This is a genomic window from Micromonospora sp. NPDC005257 (genome assembly GCF_042872445.1).
GTDB lineage: Bacteria > Actinomycetota > Actinomycetes > Mycobacteriales > Micromonosporaceae > Micromonospora.
In genome coordinates, this window is record NZ_JBIAKL010000014.1 from 42,146 (window position 1) to 63,768 (window position 21,623).

General features: G+C 70.5%; 20 protein-coding genes. 9 read left to right on the forward strand and 11 right to left on the reverse strand.

The features are described from left to right. The first annotated feature begins 319 nt into the window (after positions 1-319). Positions 320-577 (forward strand): DUF3040 domain-containing protein, encoded by a 258-nt coding sequence (locus tag ACFYO8_RS25670; RefSeq protein ID WP_354872192.1) that lies wholly within the window; start codon positions 320-322, stop codon positions 575-577. On the opposite strand, the gene ACFYO8_RS25675 is transcribed toward ACFYO8_RS25670, so the two are convergent. Then, entirely contained in the window at positions 574-1,548 is a 975-nt protein-coding gene (locus ACFYO8_RS25675; protein ID WP_354872194.1) for an SWIM zinc finger family protein, read from the reverse strand. The genes ACFYO8_RS25670 and ACFYO8_RS25675 overlap by 4 nt on opposite strands. Continuing rightward, positions 1,545-4,754: a DEAD/DEAH box helicase gene (locus ACFYO8_RS25680; RefSeq protein WP_354872197.1), complete on the reverse strand. Its 3,210-nt coding sequence runs from the start codon at positions 4,752-4,754 to the stop codon at positions 1,545-1,547. Before ACFYO8_RS25680 ends, ACFYO8_RS25675 begins: the two co-directional genes overlap by 4 nt. 83 nt (positions 4,755-4,837) lie before the next feature. Here ACFYO8_RS25680 and ACFYO8_RS25685 point away from each other — a divergent pair, with 83 nt between their 5' ends. Next, a complete protein-coding gene (locus tag ACFYO8_RS25685) occupies positions 4,838-4,990 on the forward strand; it encodes a hypothetical protein (RefSeq protein WP_354872200.1) in 153 nt (50 codons plus the stop codon). A 4-nt stretch (positions 4,991-4,994) separates the two neighbouring features. Here the strand turns inward: ACFYO8_RS25685 and ACFYO8_RS25690 are convergent, their stop codons facing one another. Then, entirely contained in the window at positions 4,995-5,516 is a 522-nt protein-coding gene (locus tag ACFYO8_RS25690) for a DinB family protein (RefSeq protein WP_354872203.1), read from the reverse strand. A gap of 85 nt (positions 5,517-5,601) precedes the next feature. On the opposite strand from ACFYO8_RS25690, the gene ACFYO8_RS25695 reads away from it, so the two are divergent. Beyond that, complete coding sequence (locus ACFYO8_RS25695) at positions 5,602-5,808, forward strand: hypothetical protein (RefSeq protein WP_354872206.1); 207 nt, start codon at positions 5,602-5,604, stop codon at positions 5,806-5,808. A gap of 4 nt (positions 5,809-5,812) precedes the next feature. Here the strand turns inward: ACFYO8_RS25695 and ACFYO8_RS25700 are convergent, their stop codons facing one another. After that, positions 5,813-6,958, reverse strand: coding sequence for a polysaccharide pyruvyl transferase family protein (locus tag ACFYO8_RS25700; RefSeq protein WP_354872209.1), 1,146 nt, complete (start codon positions 6,956-6,958; stop codon positions 5,813-5,815). Positions 6,959-7,031: 73 nt separating this feature from the next. Next, positions 7,032-7,610 carry a TetR family transcriptional regulator gene (locus ACFYO8_RS25705; RefSeq protein WP_354872211.1) on the reverse strand — a complete coding sequence of 193 codons (579 nt, stop codon included), beginning with the start codon at positions 7,608-7,610 and terminating at the stop codon, positions 7,032-7,034. A 98-nt stretch (positions 7,611-7,708) separates the two neighbouring features. Between ACFYO8_RS25705 and ACFYO8_RS25710 the strand changes: the two genes are divergently transcribed. Next, positions 7,709-8,284, forward strand: a complete 576-nt coding sequence (locus ACFYO8_RS25710; protein WP_354872214.1) for a dihydrofolate reductase family protein — start codon at positions 7,709-7,711, stop codon at positions 8,282-8,284. Positions 8,285-8,324: 40 nt separating this feature from the next. Beyond that, positions 8,325-9,257 carry a phosphotransferase gene (locus ACFYO8_RS25715; protein WP_355015175.1) on the forward strand — a complete coding sequence of 311 codons (933 nt, stop codon included), beginning with the start codon at positions 8,325-8,327 and terminating at the stop codon, positions 9,255-9,257. A 14-nt stretch (positions 9,258-9,271) separates the two neighbouring features. On the opposite strand, the gene ACFYO8_RS25720 is transcribed toward ACFYO8_RS25715, so the two are convergent. Then, complete coding sequence (locus ACFYO8_RS25720) at positions 9,272-10,492, reverse strand: ROK family transcriptional regulator (protein ID WP_355015174.1); 1,221 nt, start codon at positions 10,490-10,492, stop codon at positions 9,272-9,274. A 140-nt stretch (positions 10,493-10,632) separates the two neighbouring features. Between ACFYO8_RS25720 and ACFYO8_RS25725 the strand changes: the two genes are divergently transcribed. Beyond that, a complete protein-coding gene (locus tag ACFYO8_RS25725) occupies positions 10,633-11,061 on the forward strand; it encodes a SigE family RNA polymerase sigma factor (protein ID WP_387257617.1) in 429 nt (142 codons plus the stop codon). Between the two features lie 52 nt (positions 11,062-11,113). After that, positions 11,114-12,676: a recombinase family protein gene (locus ACFYO8_RS25730; protein ID WP_387257618.1), complete on the forward strand. Its 1,563-nt coding sequence runs from the start codon at positions 11,114-11,116 to the stop codon at positions 12,674-12,676. 530 nt (positions 12,677-13,206) lie between these two features. Here ACFYO8_RS25730 and ACFYO8_RS25735 read toward each other — a convergent pair. The 4 genes from ACFYO8_RS25735 to ACFYO8_RS25750 all read right to left on the reverse strand — a co-directional run bounded on the left by ACFYO8_RS25735 (position 13,207) and on the right by ACFYO8_RS25750 (position 16,941). Then, on the reverse strand, positions 13,207-13,740 hold the full coding sequence (locus tag ACFYO8_RS25735) for an HIT family protein (protein ID WP_387257620.1): 534 nt from the start codon (positions 13,738-13,740) through the stop codon (positions 13,207-13,209). Further along, positions 13,644-14,501 carry a macro domain-containing protein gene (locus ACFYO8_RS25740; RefSeq protein ID WP_387257622.1) on the reverse strand — a complete coding sequence of 286 codons (858 nt, stop codon included), beginning with the start codon at positions 14,499-14,501 and terminating at the stop codon, positions 13,644-13,646. The genes ACFYO8_RS25735 and ACFYO8_RS25740 overlap by 97 nt, the downstream gene beginning before the upstream one ends. Further along, positions 14,501-15,010, reverse strand: coding sequence for a TIR domain-containing protein (locus ACFYO8_RS25745; RefSeq protein WP_387257624.1), 510 nt, complete (start codon positions 15,008-15,010; stop codon positions 14,501-14,503). Before ACFYO8_RS25745 ends, ACFYO8_RS25740 begins: the two co-directional genes overlap by 1 nt. Positions 15,011-16,323: 1,313 nt before the next feature. Beyond that, the gene (locus tag ACFYO8_RS25750; protein WP_387257626.1) at positions 16,324-16,941 is read right to left on the reverse strand and encodes a hypothetical protein; all 618 of its coding nucleotides are present in this window, start codon (positions 16,939-16,941) and stop codon (positions 16,324-16,326) included. Between the two features lie 994 nt (positions 16,942-17,935). Between ACFYO8_RS25750 and ACFYO8_RS25755 the strand changes: the two genes are divergently transcribed. Both ACFYO8_RS25755 and ACFYO8_RS25760 read left to right on the forward strand, forming a co-directional pair. After that, the gene (locus ACFYO8_RS25755; protein WP_387257628.1) at positions 17,936-18,772 is read left to right on the forward strand and encodes a DUF2637 domain-containing protein; all 837 of its coding nucleotides are present in this window, start codon (positions 17,936-17,938) and stop codon (positions 18,770-18,772) included. A 437-nt stretch (positions 18,773-19,209) separates the two neighbouring features. Continuing rightward, positions 19,210-20,145 carry a replication-relaxation family protein gene (locus ACFYO8_RS25760; protein WP_387257630.1) on the forward strand — a complete coding sequence of 312 codons (936 nt, stop codon included), beginning with the start codon at positions 19,210-19,212 and terminating at the stop codon, positions 20,143-20,145. 842 nt (positions 20,146-20,987) lie between these two features. Here the strand turns inward: ACFYO8_RS25760 and ACFYO8_RS25765 are convergent. Beyond that, positions 20,988-21,620 (reverse strand): 2'-5' RNA ligase family protein, encoded by a 633-nt coding sequence (locus tag ACFYO8_RS25765; RefSeq protein ID WP_387257632.1) that lies wholly within the window; start codon positions 21,618-21,620, stop codon positions 20,988-20,990. Positions 21,621-21,623: the final 3 nt, after the last annotated feature.

Below are 21,623 nucleotides of genomic sequence, written 5' to 3' on the forward strand. Positions count from 1 at the left end.
GCGCGCCGATCGCGCTCCCGAGCGCACTTAAGACAGTGCTGAGAACCGATGTGAGAGGCCGGTTTCGACGACCGGTGCACGACGACCTCCGGAACAGGGCCGACTCGGGCGCGCACCGCCCGGATGCGAGGTTTCGCACCCCGGCGACGCCGCCGGACACGTTCACCACCTCACCGAAACTTAAGGTACCGATAAGCCTGCGATGAGAACCGCGTTCCGCCTGTCCGGCCCGCCGAAACAGCAGCAGCGGCGGCGCGTGACCGGCCTCCGATCCGGGTATGCCGCCGAACCGCTGAAGCCGTGAGGGGAAGGCACCGCCATGCTCAGCCAAGAGGATCAGCGCAGGTTCGAACAGATCACCCGCCATCTACGGGAGAGTGACCCACGGTTCTTCGCCCGGTTGAACAACCGGGCCAAGGGCCGGCGGGGCCGGTACATGATGCTGTTGACGATCGTGCTGTGGGCCTCGCTGCCGGCGATGACAGTGCTTGTCGGGCGGCTGGCCGGGGCGATATGCGCGGTGGTGCTCGTCGCCAACGCCGCGGTGATGTGGCGCTTTCGCCGCCGCCTCCTTTAGCCGTGAGCACGGGCTCCTTCTTGACGCTCGCCCTGGGCTTCGCCGCGACCGAACTCCCGGTACGCCCGGCGCAGCCGCTCGGCCAGGCCCGGCCCGCCGATCCCGGCACCGGGTGAACCGAGCTGGCGCAGTAGCAGCTCCGGACCGGTGGCGAGCGTGGGCGGACGGTCCGGCAGCGCCACCGGCGACAGCCAGAACCGGTCCGGTTCGGCGTCCGGTTCGACCGCCGGCAACCCGGCCAGGGCCCGCGCCGCACCGACCACCGGCACACCGGTCGTCGCGGCCGAGTCCAGCCCGGCGCCCGGGGCCTCCGCGCCGCCGGGTCCACCACGGCCGGTCGCCGGGCCGCCGCTCCCGTCCGGGCTACCGGATTGGGCGCCGCGCAGCGTACGCAGCCGGTCCAGCAGGTCGGCGCGGGACCGGCCGCGCCAGTGCAGCAGGTGGAACGGGTCCGCGTCGAACGCCTCGGCGAGCAGGTAGAACGTGGCCGCCAGGTGTTTGCACGGCACCGCGAAGTCGGGGCAGCCGCACCGCTGGTCCAGCTCGTCGATCTCGGCCGGGAACAGCGGCGCGCCCGCGTCGGCGAACAGCTCCTCCAACTCGGCCGGCAGGTCACCGGCGAGCAGCCGGGCGCTGAAGAACGCCTGCCCGGCCAGCTCCGCCTCGATCCGCCGCCACGTCTTCTCCGGGTACGCGGCCAGCCCGATCCGCACCGGGTACGGACGCGGCCGGGAGCCCTGCACCTCGGCGGTGACCTCCCCCGGCGACACGTCCAGCCGGAGCACCTGCCCACGGCGCGCGTACGCCCGGCCCCGCGTGAGCCGGGAGCCGAGCGCGAACGACTCCAGCACCTCCACGAACCGCCGCGACCACCAGGACTGCCCGATCGCGCCCCGGGTGCTGCGCGCCCGCAGCCCGCCCTCGACCCGTACCGGCGGCCCGTAGTCCTCGAACCTGTCGACCGGGCTCACTCGACCACCGCCCCGGACTCCAGCCGGAACAGGTCGCGCAGCGTGTCGGTGGACAGCTCGGTGACCCACTGCTCGCCGCTGCCCACCACCGAGCGGGCCAGGCTGCGCTTGTCGGCGATCATCGCGGCCACCTTCTCCTCGACGGTGCCGGCGCAGACGAACTTGCGTACCTGGACGCGGCGGCGCTGTCCGATGCGGAACGCCCGGTCGGTGGCCTGGTCCTCGACGGCCGGGTTCCACCACCTGTCCACGTGCACCACGTGGTTGGCGGCGGTCAGGGTGAGCCCGGTGCCACCGGCCTTGAGCGACAGGACGAACAGCGGCGGCCCCTGCGGCGACTGGAACCGGGTCACCATGGCGTCCCGTTCGGCCTTGCCGACGCCGCCGTGCAACAGCAGCACCTCCCGGCCGGTACGCGCCGACAGGTGCCCGCGCAGCATGCCGCCGAACTCGGCGTACTGGGTGAACAGCAGCGCCTTCTCCCCCGCCGCGAGCACCTCGTCGACGATCTCGTCGAGGCGTTCCAGCTTGCCGGACCGGCCGTCCAGCGCGGAGCCGTCGTGCAGCAGCTGGGCGGGATGGTTGCAGACCTGCTTGAGCCGGGTCATGGTGGCCAGCACCAGCCCGCGCCGCTCGATCCCGTCGCTGGACTCGATCTTCGCCATCATGTCGTCGACCACGGCCCGGTAGAGCGCGGCCTGCTCGGCGGTGAGGTTGCAGACCACCTCCATCTCCAGCTTCTCCGGCAGGTCGGTGATGATCGTCGGGTCGGTCTTGAGGCGGCGCAGCACGAACGGGCCGGTGATCCGGCGCAGCCGCTCGGCCACCTCGGCGTCGCCGTGCCGCTCGATCGGTTCGGCGAAGCGCTTGCGGAACGTGGCGGCCGGGCCGAGCAGCCCCGGGTTCGCGAACTGCATGATGGACCAGAGGTCGGCCAGCCGGTTCTCCACCGGCGTACCGGTGACCGCGACCCGGTGCCGCGCGGGCAGCGACCGTACCGCCTCGGCCTGGCGGGTGGCGGCGTTCTTGATCGCCTGTGCCTCGTCCACCACCACCCGGTGCCAGTCGACGCCGGCCAGCTCGAACGCGTCCCGGGCCGCCACCGAGTACGTGGTGAGCACCAGGTCCGCCTCCCGCACTGCGGCGGCGAAGCCCTCGCCCCGGGCCCGCTCGGCGCCGTGGTGCACGTGCACCCGCAGTTCGGGAGCGAACTTCGCCGCCTCCCGCTGCCAGTTGCCGACCAGCGACATCGGGCAGACCAGCAGCGTGGGCCCGGCCTCCGGCGGGTCGCCGGCGAGGAGCGCGAGCAGTTGCACGGTCTTGCCCAGGCCCATGTCGTCGGCGAGGATCCCGCCGAGGCCGAGCGACTGGAGGAACGCCAGCCAGGCCAGCCCGCGCCGCTGGTACGGCCGCAGCGTGCCGACAAAGCCCGGCGGCGGGTCGGCCGGGGTGAGCCGCCGCTCCGCCTCACCGGCCAGCAGCTCGCCCAGCGCGCCGTCGGCGACGACCTCCAGCACCGGCAGCTCACCGGCACTGTCGTCACCGGACAGTCCCATCCGCAGCAGGTCGGCCACGGTCAGCTCGCCGGAGGACCGCAGCAGCTTCAGCCCGGCCTCCAGCCGCTGCGGGTCCAGCTCGACCCACCGGCCGCGCAACCGGACCAGCGGCGACTTCAGATCGGCCAGCGACGCCAGTTCCTCGGCGGTCAGCGGCTGGTCGCCGAGCGCCAGCTCCCAGCGGTAGTCGACGAGCGCGTCCAGGCCCAGCTTCCCGGCGGTGGTGGCGACCGCACCCGGCGCGGTACGGCTGCGCGCCCGCAACCGCGCGCCCAGCCGGGACGAGGAACGCCGCCACCACGAGGGCAGCAGCACACCGAATCCGGCCGCGTGCAGCACCGGCGCGCCCTCGCGCAGGAACCGGTGCGCGCCCTCGGCGTCCAGCTCCATCCCCTCGGGCGCGGCGGTACGCAGCGCGGCGTCCACCTCGGGCCACAACCGGCTGGCCCGGCCCAGCTCGGCCAGCAGCGTCTCCTGCGGCTCCACCCCTCGCGCGGCGAGCACGGGCGCGGGCCGCTGCCAGATGTGCGCGGCGTCGACCACCAGGCCCGGTTCGTCGGCCGGGTGCAGGCCGAACTCGACCCGCCAGACCGCGTCCTCGACCAGCTCGGCGACCGGGTCGACGGCCGGCTCGACGAGGCGGAACGTGGCCCGTACCGAGCCGCCCGCGGCGTCGCGCTGCCAGGCGTCCAGTTCCTCGCGCAGCGTCGCCAGCGCGTCCGGCTCGGCCGGGAACGCGCGTTCCGGTCCGGTGAGCGCGGCCAGCCAGCGCGGCACCGCGCCGACCGGACGCATCCCCCGGTGCAGCCGGGTGTCGGCCAGCGCCACCCGGGCGGCGGCGTCGACGAGCGCGTCCAGCGCCTCTGCCACCAGCGCACCGGCGCCGACGTCGTCGGGCCGCCCGCGCCACGCGTCAGCCGGCGTCGCGGCGGACCCGCTCGCCGAGGGCTCCGGCCGCCACTCCCGGGCGGCGCGGGCCGCCTGCGGCAACGCCAGCGCCAGGTCGCGCGCCCACGCCGCGTCGGTGCCGGTCAGCAGCGGCCGCCAGAGCGCCCAACCGGTCGTCACGTCGTCCGCCCCCACGGCCCGCAGCCGCCGCCCGGACCCGGCCGCGCCCGAAACCGCCGGGGACCGCCGCGCCGGGGTCCGCCGGCCGGTCGCGGCCGACCCACCGCCGGGCACACCGTCGGGGTACGCCTCCAACGCGACCGGCAGCAGCCGGCCCCGTGCCACCAGGTCGGCGGCGAAGTCGGCCAGCTCGCACAGGTGGCGCAGGCTCGCCCCGACCGGGCCCGGAATCGGGGCGCGCAGCAGCGCGTACGCGGCGTCCGGGGCGTACCCCAGGGCGGGTGCCCGCCATCCGGCGCGGGTGACCGGGCCGCGGACCGGTTCCTCGACGGTGGCCCGGACCAGCTCCGGCGAGCCCAGCGGCGAGCCGGCCCGGGTCGGCAGATCCAGCAGTACGGAGGTCGGCTCGCCCGGCACGCCGTCGAGCGCGGCGGCGAGCGCGGCGTGGTCGGCGGCGAACGGGTGCGGGCGCTCGCGCGGCACGCGGCCGGGGCGGCGCGGCGCGCGGGCCGGGAGCGTGCTGTCCTCGGCCCACAGGGCGAGCCCGGCGCCGGGCAGCCACAACCCGTGGATGACCAGCACTGCTCCCCCTCGCCGACCCGGGGCGGAAGGACGGCGCCCCGGGGAGTCAGGATAGGCCGCCGGGCGCGGATATCGTCGGCGCCATGGTCGACCTTCTCGTGATCGGCGGACTCGGCGTGGACGTCCGTACCCGGGGGGACGTCCACGACGCGGCCCGGTACGCCGCCCGGGTGGCGGCCGCCGCCTGCACGCACGACGGGATGGAGTACCCGGACGGGCTGCTGCCCCGGGACTGAGGCGTCAGATCGCGCCGGTCTCGCCGTCGGTCAACTCGCGCAGGATGTCGGCGTGCCCGGCGTGCCGGGCCGTCTCCTCGATCAGGTGCACCAGCGCCCAGCGCAGCGACACCTCGCCGAGCTGCGGGTGCGGCACCACGTGGTCGAGGTCGAACCGGGCGGCGACCTGGCGGGACCGTTCGCAGGCCGCCTCGTACGCGGCGGCGAGCGTCTCGACCGTGTCGCCGGGGCGCAGCGCGAAGCTGGCGTCGGCGTCGGCCTGCGAGGTGCGGTAGACGTCGTCCGGCCCGGGGGCGAACAGGCAGCGGAACCAGTTCCCCTCCACCACCGTCAGGTGCCGGAGCAGCCCGGCCAGGGTGGTCTGCGAGGGCACCAGACGCCGGGCGGCGTCGGCGTCGGTCAGACCACGCACCTTGCGCAGCACCGTGCCCCGGTGGAAGTCGAGGAACGCGTCGAGGATCGCCCGTTCGCCGCCCGTACGGGCGAGGACCGGACCGAGGGTCGGGTCTATCGTTGGGTGCGCCATTCCCGGACCCTAGTACGCGGTGTGCCCGACCCGCCGCCCCGAGTGATCGCCTGCGCGACCGGGCGGGCCGGGGCAGGATGGGCGCATGGCTTCCTCGGTGCAGATCCCTCTGGTGGGCGGCGCGGCCGACGGCGAGAGCGTCACCGTCGAGCTGGACGGCAACGGCCGTCCGCCCCTGACCCACCACCACCTCGGGGCGCAGGGTCTGGCGGAGGCGCAGATCTACGAGCTGGAGTCGGACGACCAGCCGGGGCAGGAGTGGGTCTACGCCTGGCGCGGTCCGGCGGTCTGACGGCTCATCCCGCGTGCGTCAGCGTGCGGGCCCGGATGCTGTCCAGCACGCTGCGGGTCACCTGGGAGGTGCCGCGGGCCTGCTCGCAGACCTCCGCGACCCGGCGCGCGGTCGCCTCGGCCCGGGCCGCCCGCTCGTCCCACAGCCGGTCCACCTCGGCCAGCAACGGGCCCTCCACCTCCCGCTCCACGCCGCGCAGCGCCGGCACACCGAGCCGCTGGGCCAGGTCGAAGACCTTTCCGGCGTACGGCAGCGGCAGGAACGGCGTGCCCATCATGGCCGCGAAGATCAGGAAGTGCAGCCGCATGCCGACCGCCAGGTCGAAGTGGCGCATCAGGCCGAGGATCTGCGCCGGACGGTAGTCACCGTGCAGGATCCGCCCCCGGTCGGCGGCGGTCATGTGCGACAGCACGCCGTGCGAGTGCCGGATGTCGTCGCGTTCCATCGGCACGAACAGCACGTGCGCGTCGATCCGGTGCACCAGGAAGTCACCGATCTGGGCGAGCAGGCGGTGGTAGCCGTCCACGTCGAGCCGTTCGGCGGCCCGGCCCGGCTCGCGCACGCTCAGCCCGACCAGCCGGGAGCCGGCCGGTACGCCCTCGTCACGCAGCCACTGCTGGGGGAACTCCTCCGGTTCGAGCAGGAACGCCGGGTCGGCGGTGACGGTGATCGGGTTCACCAGGCCGGCCTCCTCCAGCACCATCCGCGACTCCTGGTCGCGGACGGTCACCTCGACGGCCTGCGCCAGCGTCTCGCGCACCATGTCGCTGTCCAGCGTGTCGGTGAGCGGGCCGACCCCGACCGCGTACGTGATCAGCGGCAGCCCTCGCTCCTGGGCCACGCGGACCACGCGCAGGTAGCGCCGGGCCTCCTTGTCGTAGAGGATCCCGCCGCCGCCGAGGATGAGCAGGTCGAGCTGGTTGAGCACCGGGGACGAGTCGACCCGGCTGACACCCTCCCACGGCACCGCCTCGACCTCCGGGTGGGCCAGCGCGGTGTGCGCCGGGTTCCGGGAGAAGACGATGATCCGGGCATGGGGCTCGTGGCGGCGCAGATCGTCCAGCAGACCCGTGAGGATCGCCTCGTCGCCGAGGTTGCGTCCGCCGTAGGAGCCGAGCACGCCGATGGTCAGGCCGGTGCGTTCCCTCATCCGTTGCTCCTTCCCAGGGCCTCCGGGCCAGCGTTCCCGCTGGCCAGCCCGGGTTAACGCACGGCGAGGACGCTCAGCCGGTGGCGTTGCCGACCAGACGGGAGACGAGGGTGGAGACCACCTGATCGGTGTCGAACCCGGCGTCGATCGAGGTGGTGAGCAGGTCGAGCAGGAGCCCGTCGACCGCGTAGTGCAGCAGCGCCACCTCGTACGCCCCGCCGGGCAGGCCGGCGGCGGCGTGGTGGGCGACGTCGTCGGCGTACCCCTGGCGCAGCACGCCGCCGAGCGCGGACCGCAACTCGGGGCGACGCGCGGCCTCCAGCCGCAGCTCGAACAGCGCCCGGGTGAGGCCCGGCTCGCGGGTGGTGCGGGCGACGATGTCGCGCAGGTAGTCGGTCATCAGGGCGAGCGACGGCTCGCGACGGCCGAGGGCGGCCAGCACGGCCGGGTCGGGCGCCATCCGGGCGAAGATCCGTTCGGCGAGGCCGGCGAGCAGCGCCGCGCGGGACGGGAAGTAGTTCGAGGTGGTGCCGGTGGGCACGCCCGCCTCGGCGTCGACCGCGCGGTGGGTCAGCCCGCGCGCGCCCGCGTCGGCGAGCACCCGCAGGCCGGCGTCGGCGAGCAGGGTACGGCGTTCCGGGTTCCTGGCCACGCGAACACACTAGCAACAACCACGACAGGTGTTGTACATTCATGCCGAACCACGACAGCCGTCGTGGATCACCTCGGACATCGGACATCGGAGCCGGTTTGCGCAAGCTCGTCTACTTCGTCGCCACCACCCTCGACGGCTTCATCGCCGCGCCCGACGGGTCGTTCGACTTCCTCCCGCTGATGCCCGATGTGGCGCCCTATCTGGTGGCCGAGTGGCCCCAGACGCTGCCCACGTTCGCCCACGCCCAGCTCGGCGTCGACTCCCCGCCCACCGGCCGCCTCGACACCGTGCTGATGGGCCGCGCCACCTACGAGCCCGGCCTGAAGATCGGCGTGACCAGCCCGTACGCGCACCTCAAGCAGTACGTGTTCAGCCGCTCGCTGCCCCCGGCCGACTACCCGGACGTCGACGTCGTCGCCGGTGACCCGGCCGCCTTCGTCAGCGAGCTGAAGACCCGGCCCGGCCGCGACATCTGGCTCTGCGGTGGTGGCCGGCTCGCCGGTCAGCTCACCGACGAGATCGACGAGCTGGTGGTCAAGCTCAACCCGGTGGTGGTCGGCAGCGGCATCAAGCTCGTCGACAGCGGCTTCGACCCGCGGCGGCTCACGCTCACCTCGGCGCGACCGTTCGACTCCGGTGTGGTGGTCCTGCGCTACACGCGCGACGGTTAACCCGCTTGCCCCGGCGGCGGGTGGCACGCACCGTGGAACGGTGACGAAGACCCGGCTGCACTGGCCCGAACTGCCCACGCACGTACGCGACGGCGTCGAGGCCGTCCTCGGCGACCGCGTGGTGACGGCAGAGTCGCAGCCGGGCGGCTTCTCCCCCGGCACCGCCGACCGGGTCCGCACCGCCGGCGGTGGCCGGGCCTTCGTCAAGGCGGTCAGCCCGGCGCAGAACGACCGCAGCCCCGGCCTGTACCGCGCCGAAGCCCGGATCACCGCCGCCCTGCCGCCGGACGCGCCCGCGCCGGAGCTGCTCGGCAGCTACGACGACGGCGACTGGATCGCGCTGGTCCTGGCCGACGTCGAGGGCCGGCACCCCGCCACCCCGTGGCGGGCCGACGAGCTGACCGCCGTGCTGTCCACGCTGGAGACCATGGCCGGCACGCTCACCCCGGCCCCCGCCGCGGCGCCCGCGCCCACCGCCGCCGAACTGCTCGCGCACGACTTCGGCGGCTGGCGCCGCCTCGCCGCCGACCCGCCGGCCGACCTCGACCCGTGGGCCCGGTCCCACCTGCCCGAGCTGTGCGCCGCCGCCGACCGGGGACTGGCCGCGCTCACCGGCGACACGCTCTGCCACGTCGACGTGCGCGCCGACAACCTGCTGCTCGGCCCCGACGGATCGGTCACCGTGGTCGACTGGCCCTGGGCGTGCCGCGGGCCGGCCTGGCTGGACACCCTGCTCACCGTCGTCAACGTGCAGGTGTACGGCGGACACGATCCGGACGCGCTGCTGGCCGCCCGGCGACTGACCGCCGGAGTCGACACGGCCGACCTGACCGGAGTGCTCGCCGGTTTCACCGGCTTCTTCCTCGACGGCGCCCGCCAGCCACCGCCACCCGGCATCCCGACCGTGCGGGCATTCCAGCGCCTACAGGGCGAGTCCCTGCTCCCCTGGCTGACCCGCCGCCTGGTCGGCTAGCCCCCGCCCGCCGCCTATCCGGGGACGCGGGCTGGGGTGCCGAGGGGGTCGGCGAACAGCGGTGAGAAGCCCAGCTCGGCGGCGCCGATCAAGGTGGCGTCGTAGCCGAGCGCGCTGACGCGCAGGCGGGCCTTGTCGCGGGAGATGGGCAGCACGTTGGCGGCGATCCGGCTGCGTACATGGGCGGCCGAGGCGGGGAAGACCTCGCTGAGCGTGCCGCCGAAGATCACCACGCCGGGGTTGAACAGGTTGATCACGTTCGCCACGCCGATGCCCAGCCAGTCACCGATGTGCCGCAGCGCGTCCTGCGCGGCCGGTTCTCCACGCACGGCGGCGGCGAGCACAGCGCGTACCGCCTCGCGCCCCTTCTCCTGCGCCGGGCGGCCCGCGACGTCGAGCAGCGCCCGCTCACCGACCTCGGCCTCCAGGCACCCGCGCGAGCCGCAGCCACAGGGCCGCCCCTGGTACGGGTTCACGAGCATGTGCCCGACCTCGGAGGCGTACCCGCCGTCGCCGTCGAGCAGTTCCCCGCCCACGATGATCCCGCCGCCCACACCCACGTCACCGTGCAGGTACACCAGGTTCTGCACGCCGACGCCGGCCCCGCGCTGATGCTCGGCCAGCGCCCCCAGGTGCGCCTCGTTGCCGACCAGGACCGGCAGGCCCAGATCCAGCCGCCCGGCCAGCTCGGCGCCGAACGCCTGATCCACCCACCCCATGTCGGGTCCGAAGCGGACCATCCCGTCACCCGGCCGGATCATGCCGCAGTAGGAGGCGCCCACGCCCACGCACACCGACCCGGGCGGCGCGGCGTGGTGCAGGGCCCGCCCGAAGTCGGCGAGCACCGAGACCACCGAGTCGAGGTCGGCCCCGGCCCGCGGCCGTTCCGCCTCCAGCCGCGCCGACACCACGCCGCCGAGCCCGACGCGGGCGGCCACGAGCCGGTCCACGGCGATGTCGAAGGCGATGACGTAGACGGTGTCGGAGGCGGGACGGACCACACGCGAGGGACGCCCGGCCCGCCCGCTGCCGCCGGCCGCCACCTCCCGGACCAGGCCGGCCGCCGCCAGTTCCGCCGTGAGCGCCATGACTGTGCTGCGGTTGACGCCCATCCAGTCGGCCAGCTCGACGCGGGTGACCGGGCCGGTCAGGTGGACGCGCCGCAGCAGCGCGCCGAGGTTGAGCCGGCGGCTGTCCCCCTGCGCGTGCCGGTCCACTGCCAGACCTTTCAGCATCGACCACTCCGTCGGATGGCGACTGGCTCGTGGCCCGAGGATAGTTCCCGCACATCGACGGCTGCCAGCGCCCGCCGCGGGGACGGCCGCCTCAACCATCGAGGGCCCGACCGGCGTTCATTGTGGCGAGGGGGGTGGGCATGTCGGAGTCGTTCCGGGAGTTCGTGGTGCAGCGGTCACCCGCGTTGTCGCGGACCGCGTACCTGCTGACCGGCGATCACCAGCTCGCCGAGGATCTGTTGCAGAGCGCGCTGGCGCGCACCTACCGCCACTGGCGGCGGATTCGTGACGGGGATCCGGAGGCGTACGTGCGCCGGGTCATGTACCACCAGCAGGTCTCCTGGTGGCGCCGCCGACGGGTGGTCGAGCGGCTGGACGCGACGCCGGCCGAGCGTGGCGGCGGCGACCACAGCGAGGAGACGGCGCTGCGGCTGAGCGTGGTGGCGGCACTGCGGCGGCTCACCGCGCGGCAGCGGGCCGTGGTGGTCCTGCGGTACTACGAGGACCTGACCGAGGCGCAGGTGGCCGAGGCGCTCGGCTGCTCGGTGGGCACCGTCAAGGATCGTTAGAAGCTATGGTCGATGTTGCCGACACGAACGTCGATCTAGGGGGACGGTTCTGATGGTACGGCGGAAGGCCCGGTCGGGGAACCAGGGCCGGTTCGACAGCAAGGACGCGCTGCTCGCCGGCGGCGCGGATGTGCGGGCGTTGCGGTATCAGCGCGCGAGTCAGGACAAGAAGGAGCAGGGCAAGAGCGTCCACGACCAGGGCGTGCTCAACCTGGCCGAGATCACGAAGCGGTCGTGGACGGACGCGGGGTCGTTTACCGACAACCACCGCTCGGCCAGCCGCCGTGCCACGAAGGAGCGCGAGCAGTTCGAGTTGCTGATCGAGCAGATCCGCGCGGGCAAGGGCGACGTGCTCGTGGTCTGGGAAATCTCCCGCAAGGAACGCGACCTCGCGGTGTTCGTAAAGATCCGCGACATGTGCCACGAGGTCGGTCTCAACTTCTGGCTCGTCGGCGGCGTGCTGTATGACCTGCGGGACAAGAACGACCGGATGATGCTCGGCTTCCAGGCCGTGCAGGCCGAGTGGATGGCCGACTCGATCCGCGACAACGTGCTGCGCGGCATCGTCGGCGCCGCCGAAGCGGGCCGCCCGCACGGGAAGGTCACCTACGGGTACCGGCGGATCTACGACCAGCGCACCCGTGCCCTGCTTCGTCAGGAGCCGGACACCGAGATCCGCACGGCCGTGGCGACCGACGGGACGGTGACGCAGTACTCGCGAGCCCAGGTGGTGCGAGACAACTTCCGCAAGGTCTCCGAAGGCACGCCACTGATCGCGGTCGAGGCCGAACTCAACCGACTCGGCATCCCCGCCTCCGAGGGCGGACTCTGGCGGCGCGGCATCCTGCGCAAGCAGGTGATGAACCCGGCCTACATCGGCAAGCGGGTGCTCCGAGGCGAGATCGTCGGCGACGGCATCTGGCCAGCCCTGGTAGAGGAGGAGACGTACTGGTCGGTGGTGCGGATGCTGGGCGACCCGTCCCGGACGACGACCCGGCCCGCTCGTGCGGTGCATTTGCTGTCGTACCTGGTGCGCTGTGGCGTGTGTGACGGGCCGTTGTCGTCGCAGAAGGTGAACCGGCACGGCTGGACCGGGCAGGTGTACTCCTGTCTGCACAAGCGGTGCGCCGCCGTGAAGGCCGAGTACTTGGACGAGTACGTGCAGCGCACGGTGGTGGCGTGGCTGTCGCGCCCCGACGTGTACGACATCCTCACCGCCGCCAGCGCCACCGACGAGGAAGTCGCCCACGCCCGCGCCGAAGCCCAACGGCTGCGCGGGGAGTTGGAGGACTGGCGCAAGCTCGGGGAGGAGGGCGAGGTTACCGCGATTGCCTACGCACGCGCCGAGAAGGGCCTCCTCGCCCAGATCGCCGAGCACGAGCAACGCGCGGCCGACGCCGGGATCCCGGCCGTGCTGCGCGGGCGCATCGGTGACGAGGCGGTGCAGGCGTGGCAGGAACTCGGCGATGACATCGCGGTCAAGCGGGAGATCATTCGACTCGTCGCCGACATCAAACTCCTGCGCGCCGGGTTCAAGGGTGAACGCCGCACCTTCGGCCGCCACCGCCTGGACTGGCGGTGGAAGTTCGGCCCGCAAGATCAGCAGACGGCCTGAGGCTGGCCGAGCCAGCGGGGAAAGGAGGGACATGGCCCTCCGTCGGATGGCGAGTATGGATCTCTGCGTTGTGGGTGCCTCGATGAGCAAGTGGTGCCGTAAGTCGCGAGGGAGGCGGGTCTCGGCCAGATCGCCGCCGCTACCCACCTGAATCCCGATGCCGTTGACGTCGAGCTTCGGCGGGCTGTTCGGCAACGGGTATCTCGACGGCAGATACGATCACGAGCTGCCCGCCTCCGCCGGCTACATCACCGCCGTCACACTCACTGAGAAAGGTGCCCGGGCTGCCGGCACATGGCCAGCACCTGACGCAGCCGCCGTACTGCTAGCGATAATCGATCGGAGGTTGGCCGCCGCCTTCACTGATTAAGAGCGGTCCATGTGGCAGAAGGTCAAGCAAGGGTTCGCTGGGGTGCCCGGCGAACGTCACCGGCAGCTTGATTGCTGAGGCAGCCAAGGCCTCGGTGGAATGGTCTCCTAGCTCAGCCACTCATAACAGCGACTGGGCATGAACGTCGCGTCATCAGGCACTAGATAGAGGCGTGCAGACGGGCGGCAATCTTGTCGGTCTGTTCGAGTGAAAGCTCCTCCACTCGCCCCCTTTCGGTGCCTCCTTGCGGAAGCGTGCCTGCAACATGGAAATGAACGTGAGGGATGGTTTGATCCGCCGGAACGCCGTTGTTTTGCCATACAGCTATTCCTGGTCGTTGCTCCGTGGAATCGATGGCTCTCGCTGCGCGTCGCAAAAGGCTCATCACGGCGTTCGCTTCCTGCTCATTTAGGTCAAGCAGGGTGGGGCGATGTCTCACCGGTACGACAAGGAGGTGGGCCGAACCCCTTTGTTCTCTTGTCACGAGAATTGCGGCTAGGTCCGAGCGACACAGGATCGTGTAGGGCCGTCTACCCGAGAGGTAGTCACAAAAAGCGCAGCTGTCTGTCTGGGGAAGTTCAATGTGAGAAGCGGCCATCAGATTTCCTTGAGAGAGGTGAGGAAGGCCTGTAGCTCCAACATGTCGAGCCGCTCCACGTCCTGAGGGCGCACGACGATGTCGAGCCTGTCGCATACGCGCGTATGGCGAGACGCAAACATGAAGGACATGGCGATGAATCTGATGGAATCCTGCGCGGGAAAGATTTGCGAGAGGCGAGCCAGGCCGCCGCCGACGACCGGTATCGCCACTGGGTCGCCGTTCGTATGGGCGCGCACTTCCCGCCAGAGGTTCTCAAGACTCCGCCAGATGCCATCCATCGTCGCCTGGGCCTGATTCGCCGCATCCATCTCGCCGTACGCGACGCAGAAGTAGTGCTTGCGCGCCTGCCGGATCGTAACGATCGTTCCGATCGGATAGCGAATGCCCTTGCCCGGCTTCTGAATATGTCCGCTCGGTGTCACGGAGATCAACCCTCGCGCAAGGTCGGAATCAAGTGCCGCTACGTCATTTGCGTAGACCTTGGCAAGGAATTGTCCTTGAATGCTGCCCGGATTGATGATGTGTGGAATCTGGGTATCGAACGTCGTGGTCATTCCCACTACCACGTTCTCCGGCTGAGAAAAGAGATCGCCCTCTACGATCCGGATCATGGTGTTTGGTTTAGTGTAAGCTTCCTCGACCGGCCTCGGGTATGATCGGACACTCGCATAGATAATCGAAAAAACCGCGATGGCTGCCGCGAACGGGAAATTGACCTTAGAGATCGCGTTAGGTCGAAGGACGTCGTATAGTCCAAAGAGAAAGGCGACCGCACCGAGGCAAGAGAAGGTGTGGGTGGCGAACAGGCGCCAGAAGCGGGGGCGTTTGATATCCCGTAGAGCGCTGAACTTCACTAAAGTCCCAGGTCCTTGTAAACCTCTGGCTTGTAGTAGTGGGGCCCAGACGCTCCGCCCTTGGCGAAATTTGGGACGTAGTTGTCGAGGGCACATTTGATGATGGCCGGCTGGAACGAGACCGAGATGGTGTAGTAGTCGGCGTCGAGGAAAGATTGAGGGATGAAGCTCTTATCGATTTTCCGACCCCCGTCAAGGTTGGCGACAACGACCGGCAGGCCGAGTCGAATAATCGCTCCGACCTCGTAGGCTAGGAATGAGACGCCATCACCGCCCTTCTTTTTGCAGTGGCTCGAACCCAAAAGAACGACCTGTTTCGCGTTCTTCAGCCTCTCGCCCAGGCGGGCCTTAATCGATTCCGGCTTACTTGTGTCGCGGGCCACATACAAGTCGTGCGCGTCGAAGAAGTTGAAGTCGATGTGCTCGTTGTCGCGCCAGGCTTCCATGAGGCGGTAGCACCTGATGTCCTCGCTGGCGAACGCGACGTAAGTCTTGTTTCTATAAGACACAATATCTCCGGCCGATGAGTGCGATGATTTGCTGAACCACTACCTTAAGTGCGATGGAGTATAGCCGAGCATAGCCCGAGTAGAACAAAGGTTCATCACCGATGCAGCATAACCGATGTGCCGGATATGTCGCCTTTGTGCCGTTGAATGAATGCGCCAGGCGCTCGCAAATCACCTCAACACCGAACGTTATGACCAGCGCGTTGGCGCACTGCTTGGTCGGGATCTCGACACTAAGATCCGCCGCTGCTGTGGTGGCCAACGGGTGGTGACGAAGTATCCACACGAACAGGCGGTACGGGACAATCTGCGCAAGAGCTTCGAAGGCATGCCCCTAACGGCCTGCGAGGTCGAACTGAACCGCCTCGGCATTCCCGCCTTGCGTCCCCGCGTCCCAGGGGCAGGATGTGGCGGCGGGGGACCCTGCGGAAGCAAGTGATGGACCTGCCTACATCGGCGAGCGGGTGTTCCGGAAGGAAATCGTCGGCGATGTAATTTTGCCCGCCCCGAAGCCGGTGCCCGCCCCGCTCCCCGGACGTCTCGAGGACCATGTCGGGACGGCGTGGCAGGAAGCCGTCGACGACGTCTGTCGGACGCGAGATCGTCCGTATGGCCAGACTCCCGCGCGCCCGGGTTTATGGGCGAGCGACCGCACCTTCGGCCGCCACCGCGTCGACTGGGAAAGTCGGCCTATAAGACCAGCAGGTCGTCTGAGCTGCAGGGCTGCTGAGGGGATGCCCGCCGGACGACTTGACCTTCAGGTAGAGGTGAGCGTGGGTCGTGTCCGTCGTCCCGCCGTGATTGGGCGGGGCGACGTGACCCGTCGACGGAAGGTTTCTCGCCGTGGCCCGCGAACGACTCAGTGTTCTCGCTGCCCTGCCCGATGATGTGATCGATCCGCTGTTGTGGCGGCTCGCTTTCGATGTCGCCGCCGCGCACCAACCGAATGAGCGTGGCAACTGCCGGAATCTGCAGTGTGTCGGGCAGTGGGGCACGTGCGCTGCCGCGCGCGCTGCCCGCCGCGCGATGGCCCTCGCTCGGTCTTCCCGAACGACCGCCTCACGTACCCGACCAGCCCGGGGGCGCGCGACGGTGGCCGGGTCTTCCCGGAGCGGCTTCGCCGGTTGGTTCACGACGCGGTCACCAATCGAGGTGACGCGTCCTGTCAGCCGTTCGGCTACCCTCCCGCGCTGGTCACCTGTGAGGGCGCCGTCGCGTAGCGGGGCCAGCATCAGTGGCATGCCCGGGTGAGCGCTCATGTGTACCCGAGCGATGTCGCGGCGGGCGTCTGGACGGGCCGGAAGGTGGGGCGGTCACAGTCGAGCGGGCACGCCAGGTGCGAGCGGCTGGGTACGTGGGTCGGCCCCCCAGACGTTCCAGGCGTCGATCTCGCTGTACTCCAGGTCAATGTCGTAGTGCTCGCCCCGGCGCATGGGATATCTGCCGTCGGGAGCCATGTCCGGGTCGTGTAGGCGTGCGGTGATGACGCCGTCACACGGCAGCCGGAAGTCGCAGACGAGCTCACCATCGTGTTCGGAGGCGTCGTTCGCGACGGTGGCGGCCATCCGCATCGGCGCGGCCACCACCCCTTGGCGGCAGTCTGGGCACGTGGTGAGGTGCGCCTGCCGGGCCTGCTGGCACGCGATGCTGAAGGGCACGTCGCGGAAGTACTCGCGGCCCGCCGGCGTGCGTCTGCCGATCTTGGCGCAGACGGCGATCAGCTGCCGCTCCGCCCACTGGGCGCCCTGCCACTCGTCGGAGACCCAGCGACGCTTGATGGTGAGACCGTAACGACCGCAATCTCGCTGGTGACGCTCGTGGCGCGTGCGGGGGTCGCCGGTGCGGCCCACCTTGATGACCCCGTTGTCGAACTGCAGGACGTAGAGGTGTTCCCCGCCCGGGCGCATTGATGTCGACTGACCTCTTGCCACGGCCGGGGAGTGTAGCGGCTGCCTCTGACGGCGGCCGCCAAGGATCGACTGCCATCGCCATCTGACGATCTTCGCCATGGCACTCGCACTTCGTGGCACCACCACAGCCGTGGGACACAGAAGGCCGCGAACCAGCGGCTGAGGCCAGAATGACCACCCGGTTCGCGTTCCAGCATCCGACCACAGAGATCGACATCCCAAAATGCGAGACATCGCAGAAAGATTCTCGACCGCGATGGAGTGGACGGACAGGGACCATCACGGACGCGGGCGACATCTATAGCACTCAGCCGGACTGGTGGCAAGACTCGGTGGCTGATCGGTTGGAAATCGGTGGTTGACTCCATCGGGTTTCCGGGGCGTAATGGAGAGACGTTCCCGCAGCGCCGGCTGGCGCGGTCGGCCACAGACGCAGCGGGCAGGCACCCCCGCCCGGGGGGTGCCTGCCGCTGCTGGTGCCGACCCTGTCGGGGTACGTCGAGTGATGGGAGGACCCCATGAAGGATCGTCTGTCGGCGAGTTGAGCCGCCACACCACCTGAGCGCATGCGCGCTGTCGATGGTGGGTCCTGATCATCTGTGGCTCGGCTTGGCCGTCCGCCCTGTGTCCACGCTGTTGACCGCAGCCTGCTGTGGGGGCCGCGGCGACGCCTGCTTGCCCTGCTGCCTGCCCCTGCGTGGGGTCTGGCGTGTTCCTTGACTCGGCCATAGTGACTCGCCGTCCCCCGCGCCCACGTGAGGGGTCCGCCCGGCCGGGCGTCACCCGGCAGGGTCGCGCCTGCCCGTACCCGGCGGGCAGGCGCGACCCACGGGGCGATCCCGCCCTCGTGCCACACCTGGAACCCACAACCTCAATTTTGGAGAGATCGTGACCTCACTCGACAACATCGTCTCTACAGGCCCGGCCGTCACGGCCGCCCTCCCGATCGTCCACGTCTGGGCGACGACGCCTCACCAGGTGTCACCCGGGCCAGCCGACCACAGGTGGTGGGCCCTTGGCGACACATGACCAGCGACACCGCGACCCGCCGGCTGCGGCGGGGCCGGGGCGGCAGCGGCTGGAGGACCGCGCCCAGGTGGCGATCATGCTGCTGATCGGCGGGGCGGCCGGCGCGGCGTCGTTCACCCACGTGCATGACGTCGCCGCCGCGCACGGCCAGCCGGGCTGGCTGGCCTGGGCCGACGCGATCGTCCTGGAGCTGACCTCGATCGCCGCCGGTCTGGAACTGCGCCGCAACCGACGCTTGGGCAAAAGCATCGTCTTCCCCGCCACCATGCTGACCGCGGCGGTGCTGCTGTCGCTTGCCGCGCAGGTCGTCGAGGCCGAGGCGTCGGTGATCGGCTGGATCGCCGCCGCCCTACCCGCCCTGGGCTTCCTAGCGATGGTGAAGATCGCCCTCGGCCGCGCCGACCCCACCCCACCCACCTCAACCGCCCGGCCCGCGCCGACGGAGCCCGAACCACCGCGGACCGTCGACACGCCGGTCCCGGACAACCGCCCGCCGGTCCGCGTCACCGCCGCCACGGTCCCGGACTCCGCGACAACGGTCCCCGCCGTCGGGGACCAACCACCGGCGGTCCCGGACCATCCGGACCACCAGGCGGCGCCCGACGCCAGTGGTCCGGAAATCGCCGCACTGGTACCGGCCGCCCGGACCGCCGCCCACACCCTCACCGCCGAAGGGACACCACTATCCCGCAAAGCCCTCGCCCGACAACTCCGCGCGGACGGGCACCAGTTGTCCAACGCCACCGCCTCAGCCCTCGTGCGCGTCCTGCGCGCCGAGACCACCCCGCCGACTGCGGATCGGTCACCTCGGGAGGCCGCGTGACAGAACCCCACCCACGGCTCCTGTCAGCCCGAGCCGACGCTGTCAGACCAGCGTGCGCGCCTGTCAGCACGCCCGCGAGCCGACAGATGCCGACCGGAGCTGTCCACCCGCTCCCGCCCGCTGCGGCGGCGGGCGCACCAATCTCACACCTACTCGCACCTTTGACCTTGGAGCACCAACGATGATCACCCCGCACCGCGAACCTCACCAGCGCAACCGACCCGACTCACACCCACTCTCACCGCACCGTCACGCCGAACCCGGTGTGCCCGGCAGTGTCGCAGTCAGCGCCGATCCCCGTTCTACCGTCCGTCTTGATCCTGACCCCCAACCTGACCCCCCACAGCCGCTCACAGCCCAGGTCAGTCCCGCTGTCAGCGCTCCGATGCCGCTCCAGACAGACCCTCCACTCTGGGGTCTCCCCCCTGGGGCTGCCCATGCGTAAACCCATACACAGCGCGGATCCGCTGCTGCGGCTGCAGGCCAGCATCACCGCCCGCGACGACCAGCTCCTCGACTGGCTCTACGACCACGGCGTGCTCACCACCGACCAGATCGCCGCCGCCCTCTTCCCTTCCCTGGACTTCACCCAACGCCGTCTACGTCGCCTCACCCTCCTGCGGGCAGTCGACCGATTCCGACCCAACCGGGCGTACGGCGGGTCCTACCCCTACCACTACGTCTTGGACCAACTCGGCTACGACCACGTCCACGCCCAACGCGGACTCGGACGACCACGCCGAGACCAGGCCCGCCGCCGCAAACAATCGCTGACCTCCCGGCCGGACCTGCCGCACCTGCTCGGTGGCAACCAGGTCTTCATCGACCTCGCCGCCCACGCCCGCACCCACGCCGACACCGAGCTGGCCCGGTGGCAGCCTGCGTCGGCTTACCACGAACCTGGCACCCTCTACCGCGCAGGCGGCGACCCGCAGATCATAATCGCCGGTGCGACCGGGTTCCCCCGCCCAGACGGCGCTGGGGTGTGGACCGAGCGCGGCCGGTCCGTGCCGTTCTTCCTCGAGTACGACACCAGCGGCGAACACCTGCGGGTCCTCATCGACAAGATCGCCAAGTACGAACGGCTGTACACGATGAGCACCTGGGCATGGCCGGTGCTGTTCCACCTACCCTCCGCACGACGCGAGGCGAACCTGCACCACCGCCTCGTTGGCATCAGCTTGGAGGCGGCCATCGCCACCACCACGGGCGAACTGCGCACCGCTCTTGCCGCCAGCCCTGCCCACCGGGTCTGGCAACTGCACGGCCGCGCCGGCCGTCACCGCCTCATCGATCTGCCCTACACCGACACCCACCACGACGAGGAATACCCCGCCAATGACCAGCCCGCCCCGGATGAGCGGGCCGCCTGATGAGGCCAGGCGGGACTCGCGGGCGCAAGCGGCGGCCCGAAGTTTTCACACGCCGCCCGCGCGCGTCGGACGGGAGCTGTCAGAGTCTGTGCAGCGTTGTTCGGCGACGGCCGCAACCGCCCGCGCACTTACATCAATGGCACGCCGCTGTGAGTCGCTGTGAGTGGCGAACGCCTTCACTTCCGTGGCCACCGGAGGTACAGTCCGCGGCCCTCCATCGCGCTGCTCGCCTCACCAGAAGTCGCCCGACCGGCGACCGCGTCGATCCGCTGCCCGACTCCAGCTGGCGGTATCCGGCGATCGATCTTCAGAACTCCCTACCGACCGAGAGAGGAGATGCCATGGCCCTACACCTCACCCCCACGCCACGAGCCGTCCTGGGAGGGACATGGCCGCACGCCGTGACCAGCAATCACGCGCGAACACACCACATCCGTCGCCGCCGACCGCGCCCACGCGGACAACCGACGGCGAGGCCCCGACCGCACACCCCGAGGCGGACGCTCCGCTCCTGCCAGGGACGCTGTCGATGGCCCGTTACCTGACCGACCCCGCCACCGAAAGCGAAATCCAAGCCTTGGCCGCTGAAGCCGGCCTCCCGACCGTTGACCAAGCGGCTGCCCTCGCCCGCCTGCTCCGCCTACACCAACCCGCACCGCCACGCGCCGCCTGACCTGCGCCCGCCCCGCCTCGGGGCGGGCGCAGCCTCCTCCACCCGAATGTCCGCCGAGTGAGCAGCCATCGCGGCGGCGACCTCTGTCGCCCGCGACGAGGTGCGGAGCGAAGGAGCATGGGTTTGACGATCACCACCACGCGGTGACATGGCGGGCGTAGAACAGGGTTCAGGAACCGAGTTCTACCGTGGCATACGGTTCCCACACGTACATGCCCTCGTCCCGGTTGAGGACGATGAGCTGGCACGAGGTGATCAGCGCGTCAGCGCTGATCTTCGGGGCGGAGGAGAGTGCCTCGATGAGCGGCGCTGCGGGACCGTCGGTGTTGGTGTAGGCCAAGCTGAGGTGAGGGTTGTAGGGCTCGGCGGCCTCGGGTACGCGATCCTGGCCCCAGACGTCGGCGATGGCGGCACGGATGGCGGCGCGTAGTTGCCGAACGGGCTCGATCGGGTCGACAGCGATCTGGATGGACTCGGGATCGACGTGGGGGGTGCCGATGGTGAGCTTGAAGGGTGACAGGCGCGAGCAGCGGTCACTTGCGGCGGCCACCATGGCGTCGACGTCGTCGGTGGCGACATCTTGGACGAAGCCGATGCCCTGCATGGTGAGGTGAAGCCATCGGTTCGGAATGACGTCGAGGCTGGGCTGCGGAGACAGTAGGGACCGGTACTGGTCAGCGAGCTTCTCGACCTCGGGCTGCCCGTCGAAGGTGATGTGCCAGGTGTAGAAGCGGGAGCCGATGCCCCAGCCCGGTCGCCAGTACCAGTGGTTACGGATATCGGTGGCGTGCGGGACTGCCATGGG

Excerpts from the sequence above, each read along its gene's own strand:
- ACFYO8_RS25685 (WP_354872200.1), top strand. The coding sequence starts at position 4,838 with ATGGTCGACCTTCTCGTGATCGGCGGACTCGGCGTGGACGTCCGTACC.
- ACFYO8_RS25735 (WP_387257620.1), bottom strand. The coding sequence starts at position 13,740 with ATGCGACAGGCTCGACATCGTCGTGCGCCCTCAGGACGTGGAGCGGCT.
- ACFYO8_RS25695 (WP_354872206.1), top strand. The coding sequence starts at position 5,602 with ATGGCTTCCTCGGTGCAGATCCCTCTGGTGGGCGGCGCGGCCGACGGC.
- ACFYO8_RS25690 (WP_354872203.1), bottom strand. The coding sequence starts at position 5,516 with ATGGCGCACCCAACGATAGACCCGACCCTCGGTCCGGTCCTCGCCCGT.
- ACFYO8_RS25700 (WP_354872209.1), bottom strand. The coding sequence starts at position 6,958 with ATGAGGGAACGCACCGGCCTGACCATCGGCGTGCTCGGCTCCTACGGC.
- ACFYO8_RS25725 (WP_387257617.1), top strand. The coding sequence starts at position 10,633 with ATGTCGGAGTCGTTCCGGGAGTTCGTGGTGCAGCGGTCACCCGCGTTG.
- ACFYO8_RS25670 (WP_354872192.1), top strand. The coding sequence starts at position 320 with ATGCTCAGCCAAGAGGATCAGCGCAGGTTCGAACAGATCACCCGCCAT.
- ACFYO8_RS25760 (WP_387257630.1), top strand. The coding sequence starts at position 19,210 with ATGCGTAAACCCATACACAGCGCGGATCCGCTGCTGCGGCTGCAGGCC.
- ACFYO8_RS25765 (WP_387257632.1), bottom strand. The coding sequence starts at position 21,620 with ATGGCAGTCCCGCACGCCACCGATATCCGTAACCACTGGTACTGGCGA.
- ACFYO8_RS25720 (WP_355015174.1), bottom strand. The coding sequence starts at position 10,492 with ATGCTGAAAGGTCTGGCAGTGGACCGGCACGCGCAGGGGGACAGCCGC.
- ACFYO8_RS25730 (WP_387257618.1), top strand. The coding sequence starts at position 11,114 with ATGGTACGGCGGAAGGCCCGGTCGGGGAACCAGGGCCGGTTCGACAGC.